Origin of the sequence: Pseudomonas sp. FP215, from assembly GCF_030687795.1 — a bacterium.
GTDB classification, from domain to species: Bacteria; Pseudomonadota; Gammaproteobacteria; order Pseudomonadales; family Pseudomonadaceae; genus Aquipseudomonas; species Aquipseudomonas salmasensis.
Window position 1 is genome coordinate 5,240,238 of the sequence record NZ_CP117447.1, and the last position, 12,897, is coordinate 5,253,134.

Here is a 12,897-nt window from a genome sequence, read left to right on the forward strand (position 1 = left end):
CTCTGCGAAATTGCAGAGGAGGTCATGGGTGAGCGTACAGAAGAGACAATCGGTGGTGGGGCTGCGCATCTTAGCGCCGAAGCTGGAGAAGTTCTCAGACCGGCAAATTGAAGTCGCCCAGACCTGGGCTTTACAATTTAACGTACCGCCCTCCCAGCTGACCTCCTTCATCGATACCTATCTGAGTTCCACTGTCCATACTCGTTGCTGGTGCGTAGCCCTGCCCTCTACAGATGATCAAACACGGCGGCTCCTGGCCAGAATCGGCGATCACCTCCAGTACTTCGATGGTCATCAGGTTAAGGCCTGCAAAATCTTCAGCAAGGACCGCGTGCATAAGAGAAAACCCACCGCAATGGTGGCCCAGCAGCTACTGCTCAGGTTTGAAAAACGCTGGTATGCAGACGTCCTACTGACCTCCTTCTGCAAGTCTGCTGGAGAGAGGGCGAAAGCCCTTTCGATTGAAGATCTAGGAAGCTTTAATCGCCGCGGCTTCGATTGGACGGCGAGCAACAATCGGTACTTCAATCCCCGCACCCGATTTTACCTGAAGCAGATTGGCAGCACGCTGAAGCAGTTTTGCCAGTGTCTGGACCAAGAGCTTTTATTCGCCATTCGTTCAGCGCAATGTCCCTCACCCAAGCTCTATAACTGGCTGGCTCAAGGTGACCGAAAACGCCGCCTTCAGGCCCTAAAAGCCCAGCCAGTACTGATTCCACTTCTGGTACTAGCAGATCAATGGCCGTGGCCGTGGGATGGGCAGCAGCAGGTATACATGAACTGCCCATGGGATGAACTTCAGGCGTGGCGCCCATACTGGAGTGAGGACCGTTATTTGATTTCCGCTGAAGAGTGCCTGGTAGGTCGCATAGCCGACGCGGGCCTCCCCCTTTCCGACACACTGGCTTGGCTGCTACAGGCGCCGCGCGCTGCAGTGCGCTACCTGGGTCAACAGCGGGTATTCGATACCGGCAGTGCATTGACCCGTATCAGCCGCGAGGGGCCACAAGGACCCTGGCATCGACTGCTGCTGGGAGCCTCACTGGGCAATCGCCGTCCTCTTAAAAAAGCGCACTGGATCACTCTCTTCGCGCTGCTGGATAAAATCCCGTATCAACTGCTGGATCAAACGCAGGACTGGAACAGGCTGCTGTCAGGGTGTCCAACTGATTGGTCGGACGACAATTGGTCCAAAATCGCCGACGACTTTCGAGACCTGAACGAGCTCTTTAACAACGTTGATGAGAGCGACGGACCAGCTTCTGGTGAAGCACTGCAGAAACTCAAAAGCTTCATTGCTACTGCTTCCTATCACCAGATCGCCAGCTTGGTGAATGGCTTTCACCTCGCGTTGATAGACATCCGTGAGGCTTTAGATGCAGTAGATCCACAAACAAGAACAGACTCTTTAACGCCCTGGAAGCCGCTGCTTTATTCAACCAGCACACCCCTCGTGAGTCCAAATGGGCTGCAAATTATCGAACTGAAGTGCCCCGCCGATCTTGATGCGGAACATCGAGCGCTGGGCCATTGCATTGATGGTTACGACTACAGTGCTTATCGGGGCATCTGCCGTCTTTTTTCGGTTCGCGAAAACGGGAAATCGTTGGCCTCTGCAGAAATCCAAATGGATGAAAGTGCCTGGGGCGAAACGTTAGCAAAATTGACTCCCAAACACCTGGTGACGATACAACTGAGAGGGCTCCGCAATCGCACACCTAAGTCGGGCTCCAGGGTTGACCGGGCCTATCAATGGTTTTGGGCAAAGATCAAATCGGGTGAGCTCGCCATTAACCTGGAATGGCCCGACCAAACACTATCCATGTCGCGCTATACAAATCGAAACCGGAAAAAAATGCATGCCCAGGCCTGTGCGGAATGGATCAACCAACGATTGAGCAGGACATGAGTCGTCCACGTCTGATGAACCGCCGGCAGGACCTGGTCGAAAAAGTCATTTTTGACGGCTATGACTTCGGGGTCTTAATGCAATACGTTGAGGGTGCGAACCGGCTGTTTCTCGAACGTAATGGTTTCTATATTCGGCGTGCCGAGCATCCTCAACATCGCTATTGGCGATTACCAAAAGGCAAGTTGCTGGATGACCTGGATGTGCTCTTCCACCGTTTGATGGAGTTGTCCGAGGACCGTTTCAATGAAAGTTGGGAGACGTTTTCACATAAAATCACAGCCGCACAAAACGACCCAGATCGGCAGGCATTCACGTGGGGGCTGACCTTTCGGATAGCTCCACTCGTTCAGGGCGGGATCCTGCTGTCAGGTGACTACCATCCTGGCGCGGTCGCCGTTTCAAGGCGCATGCACGGCGTGTTTCTCGGGCATTCCAAGTCCTGGCGCATTGACGCTGGTGCGGAAGTGGTGCGAAGCAACTTGATCCTGGAGCTTGGATTGTCGGAGGATCAGTTCGAAATCCTCGACACCGTGCAAGAGCTGCTGACCGACGGATCCGTTGTTCCAGCTGATGAAATCACCCGCATCAGTCTTGGTGGACCGCCACAAGAGCGCGCAGCAAAAGCGGCTGACGATAGCACCTCAACCGATGTGTATTTAGCCGCGGTGCCCTCAATCGAGCGCACCGGGTCCACTACCGAACAGATTAACCAGGCATTGGCTGGTTATTCTTTACTGGACCATCAACCGGCAGGCATCCGGCACTTGCTACAGCGCACAAGCGCCTTGCTTGCGGATGACATGGGGCTTGGTAAAACTCGCCAAGCAATCATTGCCGCTGCAATCCGAGCAGCTAATAGACCCATCTTGGTTATCACCCTGTCGACGTTGATCATCAACTGGCAACGCGAAATCCAGATGGTGTATCCCAAGGCCACTATCGGCCAACAGGTCTTTGATCCCTCTTCGCAATGGATTATCACCAACTACGAACGCCTTGGCGATTTTGTTCTGCATGCAGGACACTTTGAAGTGATGATCATCGACGAGGCGCACCGCCTGAAAGAGCCGACCGCCGCGTGGACACGTCACGGCTTCGACATTGCCGCCAAGATACCCAACCGTTACCTGCTGACGGGTACGCCAGTCCTCAACCGAGAATCTGAGCTGCACACGCTGCTACGGCTATCCGGCCACCCCGTTGGGAAACTGCCCTTGAAAGAATTCTGCGAACAGTTCGCCGGCAGTCAGGATTTCCGCATGAATCTGCGGGGCGCAATCGGCGATTGGATGCTCCGTCGACGCAAGGATGTCTTGCCCGGTCTCAAGGGCAAACAGCGCCAAACTTTACCCATCGAACTCACTGCTGAAGAGCGCAAGCAATACGATCAAATTCGGCTCGAAGACAGGCCTAGCCTCGCCAGGTTGGGATCACTGCGTCAGTTGCTTGAGCAGGTAAAGATTCGTGTCGTAATGGATCTGCTGTGCGAACTGGACGCGGAGGACAAAGTAATCTTGTTCTGTGAGTTCAAGGATACGGTAGGAACACTTCGCACTCGGTGCAAGCAAGCTGAGTACGGGTGCGTCACGGTTGTCGGCAGTGACTCTGTAGGCAAACGGCAGAAGGCGATCGATCAATTCCAAAGTGATCCAGAAACCCGCGTCTTTGCCGCCACTACCTCCGCTGCCGGCACCGGCAACAACCTCACTGCGGCCAACTATGTGATGTTCCTGGGCCTCCCCTGGACGCCTGGACTGCAGGACCAGGCTGAGGACAGGGCCTACCGCAATGGGCAATTGCGCATGGTCGTGGTGAAAATCCCGCTGGTGGAAAACACAATCGACCAGATGCTTTGGCAAATGCTGCAGGATAAGCGTCAGTTGGCAAGTGACCTCATTGAGCCCGACGCGGCCGGCAACGCGAGACAAGCATTGGCGACCAATTTGTAGATCTGCGGTATATCACTGCTTCTTAGTGGCTGAGACCTTGTAAACGTACTTGGAACCATTACTTTTGTTTTCTGGAATCTAATAGGCCTCCCCATCGGCAACAATAGTTTCGTTCGATATCTGCAAACTTCCGAAAGTGGCAAATCTATTTCGATTTTACCCACTTTGCTCGTATTCATTTCGAGGAGTCGAACATAATTGACTTTGTTACGTATTAGAATCTTCCCATCGCTCATAATGGCCGTCGAGACCCATTCAGAAGAGACTGATCTCACTGAAAGGCACGGACAGTTTTGGCGGACTCGTTGAATCCAGCGCGATACGCCAATATCCAACATCATGCCAAGCGCCATGCTTGAATCCTACTTCTGGATACGTACCGATGTGAGCGAAGCCTAGTGCTTCATGCAGCCCCACGCTGCCATCGTTTGGCAGCGCGATCCCGGCAAAGGCTGCGTGAAACCCTTGCCTTTTCAATGTCGGCAGCAACACGCCATACAGTGCCCGGCCGACCCCGCTACGGTGCGCTTCTGGCGATATATAAACGGTGACGTCGACCGACCAGCGATAGGCCTCACGAGCCCGGTGCTGACTGGCATATGCATAGCCGATGAGCTGGCCGTCTCGCTCCGCTACCAGATACGGGTAAGTCGGCAAAGTCGACCCAATCCGCTTGGCCATCTCTTCGACTGTGGGCGGCTCAAGCTCAAACGAAATCGCCGTATGCTCAACCATCGGTGCGTAAATTGCCTGGATGGCTTGAGCGTCCGAAATCTGCGCAATCCTTACTGTGGTGTTGCTCATCCTCTATCCCCTTGGTCGCTCAAATCGATCTTTGATTGACTCGTTTCGAGAGTGCTTCGGCGCTTTCCTTGCGCTCCGAATAGCGGTCTACCAAATACGTTTCCCGGCCCCGAACCATCAGCGTGAACTTCATCAGTTCCTCCATCACGTCCACAACACGGTCGTAGTAGGCGGATGGCTTCATACGCCCTGCGTCGTCGAACTCCAGAAAGGCTTTGGGTACTGACGACTGGTTTGGGATGGTGATCATCCGCATCCAGCGCCCGAGGATCCTAAGCTGGTTTACCGTGTTGAAGGACTGTGATCCACCGCAGACCTGCATGACGGCCAACGTCTTGCCCTGGCTGGGGCGGACAGCGCCCAACGTGAGAGGTATCCAGTCTATTTGGGCTTTGAATACAGCAGACATTGCACCGTGACGCTCTGGCGAACACCACACCTGTCCCTCTGACCACAGAACCAGATCCCGCAGCTCTTTAACCTTTGGATGGTCTTCCGGAGCGTCATCAGGGAGAGGCAGACCCGAGGGATCAAAGATGACGGTCTCGGCTCCCATTAGGGTCAGGATGCGCGCGGCCTCTTGGGTCAGCAGCCTGCTGAAAGAGCGCTCACGGGTTGAGCCATACAGCAACAAGATGCGTGGTTTGTGAGTCGGTTGCTCGTTGCCTTGCAGGCGATCCAGTGTGACGAAGTCGATTAGCGACTGATCCAGATTAGGTAGATCCAGGCTGCTTTCCGAGGAAAATTCGTCCATTACAGTTCACCTATTTGATCTAGCTCGCGCTTCAGTTCCTGCGGTGTGAGCGCCGAATGATCCAAGCTGAAGAATGCCTCGAAACGCTTTTTAATCTGGACGACGGTCGCGTCAAATGCGGCTTGGATGTCGCTGTCTGTGCCTTCTACATCGGAAGGGTCGGCGAGGCCCCAGTGGCTTTTGACAGCAGGCCCGAAATAGACCGGGCAGGGTTCGCCTCCAGCCTTATCACACACGGTGATCACCACATCCGGTGGTGAGTCCGAAAACACCTCTGAGCCTTTGCTGTAGAGATCTGTGGTGTCGATACCAAGCGCTTGCAACGTACTCACGGCGCGTGGATTCAGTTGTCCGCTTGGGAAGCTGCCCGAACTGACGGCGTTAAAACCGCTCGGGGCCAGGTGGTTGAACAACCCCTCCGAGAGAACGCTCCGGCAGCTGTTTGCCGTACACATAAATAGCACTTTCATGGGTTTCTCCTAGACAGGGATGCTCAGCCGCGACGCCAGTGCCACCAGCGTTACCAGCAAGATAGGGAGGGTGAGGATGCTGCCGACTTTGAAGTAGTAACCCCAGGTGATGCGGATATTTTTCTGCGCTAGCACATGCAGCCACAGCAACGTGGCCAGGCTTCCGATGGGCGTGATCTTGGGGCCAAGATCGCAACCGATGACGTTGGCGTAGATCATGGCCTCACGTACCAGTCCTGTAGCGTCGCTGCCCTGAATGGACAGAGCGCCGATAAGCACACTCGGCATGTTGTTCATGATCGAGGACAACAGCGCAGCGGTGATACCGGTGCCCAAGGTAGCGGCCCATAGGCCATGCTCGGCAAATATGTTCAGCAGCCCCGAGAGCGAGTCGGTTAGGCCAGCATTACGCAGGCCATAGACCACCAGATACATGCCCAGCGAAAACACGACAATTTGCCAGGGCGCGTCCTTGATGACCCTTCTCGTGGAGATGATTTGGCCTTTACCTGCGATGACCAGCAGGATCATTGCACACGCAGCAGCAACAGCGCTGATGGGGATACCTAACGGCTCCAGTGCGAACAGACCAACCAGCAGCAGGCCAAGTACCCACCAGCCAGCAATGAAGGTCGCCCGATCTCGAATCACCGACTCCGGGGCCTCAAGCTGATCCGCGTCGTACTGGGCGGGAATGTCCTTGCGATAGAACATCCAGAGCATGAACAGTGTCGCGGCCACGGCCACTAGGTTCACTGGCCACATGACAGAAGCGTATTCACCGAAACCCACGCCAAAAAAGTCTGCCGAAACGATGTTCACCAGGTTGGACACCACCATCGGCAGACTGGCGGTATCAGCGATGAAGCCTGCGGCCATCACGAATGCCAAGGTGGATGCCGGGCTGAAGCGAAGCGCCGTCAGCATCGCGATGACGATTGGGGTCAGAATCAGTGCGGCTCCATCATTGGCGAACAGTGCCGAAACGGCTGCACCGAGCAGGATCATCAGCGCAAACAGACGTCCGCCTTTGCCCCGACCCCAGCGAGCGACATGAAGCGCCGCCCATTTGAAGAATCCCGCTTCATCGAGCAACAAACTGATGATGATCACAGCAATGAAGGTCGCGGTAGCGTTCCAGACGATGTGCCACACAACCGGCACATCCCCTAGACTTACGGCGCCAGTCAGTAGTGCCAGAACGGCACCCGCTGCCGCGCTCCAGCCGACACCTAACCCCTTGGGTTGCCAGATAACAAAGACGAGCGTAACTACGAAAATCGATGCTGCGATGAGCATGAGTATGTTCCAGATCAGGATGTCAGCAGCAGGAGGCTTGGCGCACGGGTCTGTCTTCCATGGAAGCCAGCCGTCCTTGATGGTCGTTAACCCAGGACTGGTGTGCCTGCGTAGTGACGTTCAGAACATCCAGTGCCCACTGTTCAAGCTCGGGATGCAGCCGGTAGTAAACCCACTGACCCTGCCTCCGATCTGCGAGTAACCCGCAAGCACGCAGTTGGGCAAGATGCCTGGAGACCTTCGACTGGTTATCGTCCAGTGCCCAGATTAACTCGCACACGCACAACTCACCCTCAGCCGAAAGCATGAGCATGATCCGGGCGCGAGTTTCATCACCCAAGCACTTGAAGAATGTGTGTGGTGTAAGGCTCATAAGCAATCGCTCTGCATATGTGGATAATCGAATATGCAGATTTAACCACGTTCAGCCTGCTTGCACAAATGCCTGTGGCGGGAGTTAACGATGGGGATCAATGCTCACCGGTCGACCACAGGGTAACGACCAGGAGGGATTAACAATCGCCTCAGCACGCGGACGGAGATTTGATGTTCGAATGGATGTTCGCTGAACGCGATTTTGGATTCATTACTCTAGGCGTAATGGCAGGATAGCTGGTCAGGTCGAATGCAATTGAGTGGTCAGCGTGAATGCAAATGAATGCTCAGCGTGAATGGAAATGGGTGATCAGATACTAGGTAATTTTCCACCTCGGTCGCGTCATCTTTGTATAGCCTATAAATACCTATAGACGTAGTTTTCTATTTCCTACTGCGCAGCTGGTACCAGCCTGTCACCGTTCCCCTATCATTACAGGGGGCCTCTCGGCACATGATCAGGCACGTCACCACGCTCTCGCTTCTAGCGTTAATCGCCAGTTGCACGACCCAAACGGCGCAGACACCCAAGCCCGCTTTCGACAGCAGTCGCAATCCGGACATGTTGACGCCAGACCTCTATCCTGGCGGCGCCGTTCCTGAAAAAGAACCAGTAGTGCGCTATGGCCGCTACACCCTCGTCAGCACGCTGCCAGATTCTGGCCAACGTGACCTGATGGCTCAGATTATCGACATCAGCATTCCAGCCAACATGCACCCAAATGTGCATGAGGCCATGCAGTACGTGGTGGACCGTTCAGGTTATACGCTTTGCTCGGCAGACTCTGGCCACGTCAACATCCTTTACACCCGACCACTCCCAGCAGCCCAATATAAACTTGGCCCTATGACCCTGCGTAACACCCTGCAGGTGCTCGCAGGTCCGGCCTGGCAGGTGAAGGTCGACGAGGTCAACCGTCAGGTGTGCTACGTCCTGCGCCCTGGCTACCAGCTCCCGGACTCTCCACGTCCTGCATCAACTCAGATTGCTCAACTCAACACATCGACAGCTGCACAGCCTATCGCAGCGAAGAGCAATAACAATGATGCGGGCAGCCAAGTAGTAGTCGCCGCCGTTCCCCAAACAGCGCCTTTCACAACAACGGCATCAGCCGCTACCCCTGTGGCGAACGCTGCACCAGCCAAAACCGTGGCCCCTCCTACGGTGATTACCAAGGATGGCTCTACAAAACAAACGTCTGCCTTGCCGACTCAGAGTCCGGCCTCGACTTCGTCCAGCAACCCAGATGCCAAGGCCGCTTCAACTCCGAAACTGGTCACCGCGCCGTCCGCAGTTTCTGCAGCGCCAAAGCCGGTTGCGACGGACATTGCAGCGCCGAAGCCGCTGGCCCAGACATGGACGGCTTCAACTGGCTCAACCCTTCGTCAAACCGTCGAAGGCTGGGCTGAAAAAGCGGGCTGGAAACTGATGTGGCAGGTCGATGATTTGGATTACTCAATTGACGCTCCACTTCGATTTGAGGGCAGTTTCCAAGAAGCCATTGGGTCGATTTTCCCTCTCTACGACTCGGCTCCACGGTCCTTTCTGGTCGATGTGGTCGACAGTAACTCCTCACAGCGGCTGATTTTTATTACAGAGAGGAACAAATGATGACTGCTCGTCTCTGGATCAAAAGCACAGCCTTGTCACTTATCGTCGCACTGGTGAGTTCCTGTTCGCTGCAGCGTGTGAATGAATCGGCCAGCCGAGCTGAAAATGACGCTGCGACAGCCTCTCAATACAGCCGATTTCTGAGAAATCAGCAGCAAGAGTCCGCGCGCGCTACGGTGGTGTTCAGCGACAAACCATGGGTGTCCAAAAAACCGCTGGTCGCCAAGCGTGGTTTACCGCTGACCATGGATTGCGACATCACCTATCGCCCCTCATATAACGTTGGGATCGCTGAGATCGCGCAGTACATCACTAGTGAATGTGGTGTACCGGTCATCGTAGCCCCTGACGCAATCGACCCAAGTGTCCTTTCCAGTTCGACGCAGGGCAACTCAGGACCTGCAGTTCCACCTGGTTTGGGCTCTGCCGACAACCTGACCAACTTCATGCCCGCCGGCGTCATCGGCAATGTTCCGAGCAACGCCCGCTCAATGAATTCGATTGGGCTGACTGCACCCAACACATTCCCCATTAAGTACAGCGGCAAGCTGTCAGGGTTGTTGAATCAAGCGACCTCCCAGTTGGGCTTAGCGTGGAATTATTCCTCCGATGATCGAAGCGTGCATGTCACTTACTTCGACACCAAGACGTTCGACGTCTGGGCATTTGGTGATGACCAGGTCATTGAAAGCACAGTGAAGTCGGGCTTGCTGACCGCTACAGGCAGCGGGAGCAGTTCCGGTGGTGGTGGCGGCGGATCTTCGTCGACAGGTGCATCGGGTGAATCAGGCAGCAACCAGAGCACCACCGTTACCATCAAGACCTCGCTGATCGGAGACATTGAAAAAAACGTCAAGGCGATGCTGAGCCAACAGCCCCAAGGTCGGATGTTCCTCTCGCGTTCCACTGGCACCCTGACGGTAAGTGATCGACCAGAAGTACTCTCAAACGTTGCTAAATACCTGAATTCGATCAACAGCAGTATCACCCGTCAGGTGTTGTTCAACGTCAAAGTTTTCGAGGTAACTCTCACCGACACAGACCAGACCGGCCTGGACTGGACGGCTGTCTATACGTCCTTGAGCAACAAATGGGGCTTTTCGCTGAAGAATGCCACCACCGGCATAAGCACGGGCGCGGTGTCGGGCTCGTTGAGTATTTTGGACACGTCGAAGTCTCCTTGGGCTGGCTCCAACTTAATCATCAAAGCACTTTCCGAACAGGGCCGAATCTCGAACGTTCGCTCGCCGTCGGTCACCACGCTGAATCTGCAGCCGGCACCCATCCAGATCGGCAACGTAAAGAGCTATGTCGCATCAAGCTCGACAACCACTACGGCTTCCGTTGGATCGTCTACTTCGCTCACCCCCGCGACTATCACCAGCGGCTTCAACATGATGTTGCTCCCTCGAATCATCGACCAGGACAACATGTTGCTGATGATCACCCTGAGCATGAGTAGCAAACCGACCTTCACCACTTTTACGAGCAACGGCTCCAGTGTCCAGACAGCGGATTACGACACCAAGAATCTGTCGCCCAAGGTCAAATTGCGCAGCGGTCAAACCCTCGTACTGACTGGTTTTGAGGAGAACAGCGAAAACGCAACCAAGTCTGGCGTAGGGGATCCTGGATTCTTCGGTTTGGGCGGCAGCCGTGTCCGCACCACAGGGCACAGCGTACTCGTAGTGCTGATTACTCCTGTTGTTGATAGCGACACAGGCAGCCCCAGCGCGGTGATTTCACCTGCTGCCAACGAGCCTTGGGGCTCTTGCCCTACCCCACTGCTGCATTGCACAGGTTCCAAGGGGTAAGCCATGGTTGCGGAAACCTCAAAAAATGCACGCTCTGCTCGAGTCCAGGTACTCCAGTATCGTGGAAAATCATTTGTCACCGGTCTGCGCTGGCATCCGCTGGGTAGTGTCACCGGGCACATGAAGGAAGCGCGCCAGTACGGTCGTGAGCACCACCTCGACATTGTCGCCATTAGAAGAACACCAGCCATTATTCAGGCAGGTTTTGTAGCGCGCAGCGAGGAGGTCATCAAAGGGATGTACTCGCTCGCGGCCACCCTGGCTGGACAGCTGGGGGACTCATGGATCGCGGCCTGGAAAACTGAAAGCGAGATTGACCAATATGCCCTCGTTGCTGTGTATCAAGGTGGCGTGATCTCTGGCTGCGACATGATCGGCACTGGTGCTGAGGTCCGCCGCCGAGTCGCGCAACAACGCAGTCGTGGGATCAACTTCGACAACGAGTACCTGCCCCCAGAGTTCGATATGGGCGGTCAACCACTGGACGTGGCAGAGCTGCTTCAGCCGTCGCATCTAAAACGCGAGTACCGGCTACGGCCACTCGTCTTTGGGCTATCCAAACCAGAACTTGTACAGCTGGCGGTTCTTGGCGTGCTGATCGCTGCCGGCATCATCGGATGGGCTCAATGGCAGAACCATCAGGACCAGATAGCCAAAGAGGCGGCTTTCCAGGCTGAACAGCAACGCCTGGCAGAGTTGGCCAGACTGCAAAAAGAATCCGGTATGGAACAGACGCCCCAAGCGCTTGAACACCCTTGGGCCAAACGTCCATCTGTTGCAGATTTCCTGGAGGGTTGCAGCAACGTCATTTATCAGTTGCCTCTGTCCATTCAGGGATGGCAGTTCACGAGTGCCGTCTGCGACGGCGCACAGGTTTTGTCCTCCTATAAGCGCTCGGGCAATAGCACGGCCGACAAACTGATACAGGCGACGCAGGGCCACTTTTCTGATCGGCCGGCCTTCTTTGACGAGGGCAACTCGGCCACGTTGAAATTCGACATCTCTCTACCCGCAGCCGGTGATGAGCCTCTAAAAGACGCCATCGTGATGTTGGCGAACCTGTCGTCTTGGCTGCACAGCTTCACTCAAACCCCAGTGCTGAAAGAAGTGCCGGTCGTTGTGCCCATTCAACCAGCGATACCGGGCCAACCTGCGCCACCGCCGCCCCCACCGCCTCAATGGAAGCAATTCGAGCTGAGCTATGCCACTGGCATTACGCCGCTGGACTCATTATCCGGCGCACCCAGTCAGGGCTTACGGCTGCGCGAAATCACAACCAAATATGAGACCGGCCACCTTGTCTGGTCAGTAATAGGTGACCTATATGCGAAATAAAGCGCTGTGCTTTTTGTGCTCCATCCTTGCGTTAGGGGCACCATCGAGCTGGGCAGATGAGAACACCCTATCTGGGGTGAACGTCGGCGAGCTGGCCCAGATTCAAAGCCAGACGATCTTGTTGAATGCCAAAGCCGAGAAGGCCAAGGCCGAAAGATCGATCAAGGGCGAAGACCAAAGTGCGACGACGCAGCCGTCAACTGTGTTTTTTTCTCAAGGAAACCTCACACAGCCGGCTGCAGCCTCGGCGCACAGCAGTGATACACAGTCTGACTTGCCTGTCGTGAAAGCGGTATTCGGCTCAGCAAAACGGCTGCGTGCGACTCTGCTCTACAGCAGCGGATTTGAAGTAGACGCAGATGCCTCATCTCGGGAGTTACCCGGTGGCTATCGCATGGCCATCCTCTCCGTCGAAAACGTGACCCTCGAGCGTGGCGGTAAGCGCTACCCCCTCGGCTTTTCCAGTACGCCCCCGGCCAGCTTGAGCAACGTTAACAATTCAGCCCCCAGCATTACCCCATCAGCACCTATGCCGCCTGGGCTGATCCCTGGCCAACGTTGATTGAGAAGTTC

11 protein-coding genes are annotated in these 12,897 nt (G+C 55.3%); 6 read left to right on the top strand and 5 right to left on the bottom strand.

Going from position 1 to position 12,897, the window contains the following annotated elements:
- Positions 1-28 precede the first annotated feature (28 nt).
- Positions 29-1,909, top strand: a complete 1,881-nt coding sequence (locus tag PSH76_RS23750; protein WP_019818088.1) for a hypothetical protein — start codon at positions 29-31, stop codon at positions 1,907-1,909.
- A complete protein-coding gene (locus PSH76_RS23755) occupies positions 1,906-3,861 on the top strand; it encodes a DEAD/DEAH box helicase (RefSeq protein ID WP_024073377.1) in 1,956 nt (651 codons plus the stop codon). The genes PSH76_RS23750 and PSH76_RS23755 overlap by 4 nt, the downstream gene beginning before the upstream one ends.
- Before the next feature lie 255 nt (positions 3,862-4,116).
- Here the strand turns inward: PSH76_RS23755 and PSH76_RS23760 are convergent, their stop codons facing one another.
- The 5 genes from PSH76_RS23760 to PSH76_RS23780 are packed head-to-tail and all read right to left on the bottom strand — an operon-like array spanning position 4,117 to position 7,561.
- Entirely contained in the window at positions 4,117-4,665 is a 549-nt protein-coding gene (locus PSH76_RS23760; protein WP_008437347.1) for an arsinothricin resistance N-acetyltransferase ArsN1 family B, read from the bottom strand.
- Between the two features lie 19 nt (positions 4,666-4,684).
- Positions 4,685-5,419 (bottom strand): arsenical resistance protein ArsH, encoded by a 735-nt coding sequence (gene arsH, locus PSH76_RS23765; protein ID WP_008437348.1) that lies wholly within the window; start codon positions 5,417-5,419, stop codon positions 4,685-4,687.
- Positions 5,419-5,889, bottom strand: a complete 471-nt coding sequence (locus PSH76_RS23770; protein WP_008437349.1) for an arsenate reductase ArsC — start codon at positions 5,887-5,889, stop codon at positions 5,419-5,421. Before PSH76_RS23770 ends, arsH begins: the two co-directional genes overlap by 1 nt.
- Before the next feature lie 9 nt (positions 5,890-5,898).
- Entirely contained in the window at positions 5,899-7,188 is a 1,290-nt protein-coding gene (locus tag PSH76_RS23775) for an arsenic transporter (protein WP_008437350.1), read from the bottom strand.
- A 22-nt stretch (positions 7,189-7,210) separates the two neighbouring features.
- Complete coding sequence (locus tag PSH76_RS23780) at positions 7,211-7,561, bottom strand: metalloregulator ArsR/SmtB family transcription factor (protein WP_008437351.1); 351 nt, start codon at positions 7,559-7,561, stop codon at positions 7,211-7,213.
- A gap of 456 nt (positions 7,562-8,017) precedes the next feature.
- Here PSH76_RS23780 and PSH76_RS23785 point away from each other — a divergent pair, with 456 nt between their 5' ends.
- From PSH76_RS23785 to pilP, 4 genes are read left to right on the top strand one after another with little or no spacing between them, the layout of a single operon-like run.
- The gene (locus PSH76_RS23785; protein WP_019818090.1) at positions 8,018-9,175 is read left to right on the top strand and encodes a TcpQ domain-containing protein; all 1,158 of its coding nucleotides are present in this window, start codon (positions 8,018-8,020) and stop codon (positions 9,173-9,175) included.
- On the top strand, positions 9,175-10,989 hold the full coding sequence (locus PSH76_RS23790; RefSeq protein WP_019818091.1) for a PilN family type IVB pilus formation outer membrane protein: 1,815 nt from the start codon (positions 9,175-9,177) through the stop codon (positions 10,987-10,989). Before PSH76_RS23785 ends, PSH76_RS23790 begins: the two co-directional genes overlap by 1 nt.
- Positions 10,990-10,992: 3 nt before the next feature.
- Positions 10,993-12,324 carry a type 4b pilus protein PilO2 gene (pilO2, locus tag PSH76_RS23795; RefSeq protein WP_024073376.1) on the top strand — a complete coding sequence of 444 codons (1,332 nt, stop codon included), beginning with the start codon at positions 10,993-10,995 and terminating at the stop codon, positions 12,322-12,324.
- Complete coding sequence (gene pilP / locus PSH76_RS23800; RefSeq protein ID WP_008437355.1) at positions 12,314-12,886, top strand: type IV pilus biogenesis protein PilP; 573 nt, start codon at positions 12,314-12,316, stop codon at positions 12,884-12,886. The genes pilO2 and pilP overlap by 11 nt, the downstream gene beginning before the upstream one ends.
- Positions 12,887-12,897 lie beyond the last annotated feature (11 nt).

What these genes read in the sequence shown, in the direction of transcription:
- PSH76_RS23755 (WP_024073377.1), top strand. Translation starts at nt 1,906, where the DNA reads ATGAGTCGTCCACGTCTGATGAACCGCCGGCAGGACCTGGTCGAAAAA.
- PSH76_RS23770 (WP_008437349.1), bottom strand. Translation starts at nt 5,889, where the DNA reads ATGAAAGTGCTATTTATGTGTACGGCAAACAGCTGCCGGAGCGTTCTC.
- arsH (WP_008437348.1), bottom strand. Translation starts at nt 5,419, where the DNA reads ATGGACGAATTTTCCTCGGAAAGCAGCCTGGATCTACCTAATCTGGAT.
- PSH76_RS23780 (WP_008437351.1), bottom strand. Translation starts at nt 7,561, where the DNA reads ATGAGCCTTACACCACACACATTCTTCAAGTGCTTGGGTGATGAAACT.
- PSH76_RS23775 (WP_008437350.1), bottom strand. Translation starts at nt 7,188, where the DNA reads ATGCTCATCGCAGCATCGATTTTCGTAGTTACGCTCGTCTTTGTTATC.
- pilO2 (WP_024073376.1), top strand. Translation starts at nt 10,993, where the DNA reads ATGGTTGCGGAAACCTCAAAAAATGCACGCTCTGCTCGAGTCCAGGTA.
- PSH76_RS23760 (WP_008437347.1), bottom strand. Translation starts at nt 4,665, where the DNA reads ATGAGCAACACCACAGTAAGGATTGCGCAGATTTCGGACGCTCAAGCC.
- PSH76_RS23790 (WP_019818091.1), top strand. Translation starts at nt 9,175, where the DNA reads ATGACTGCTCGTCTCTGGATCAAAAGCACAGCCTTGTCACTTATCGTC.
- PSH76_RS23785 (WP_019818090.1), top strand. Translation starts at nt 8,018, where the DNA reads ATGATCAGGCACGTCACCACGCTCTCGCTTCTAGCGTTAATCGCCAGT.
- pilP (WP_008437355.1), top strand. Translation starts at nt 12,314, where the DNA reads ATGCGAAATAAAGCGCTGTGCTTTTTGTGCTCCATCCTTGCGTTAGGG.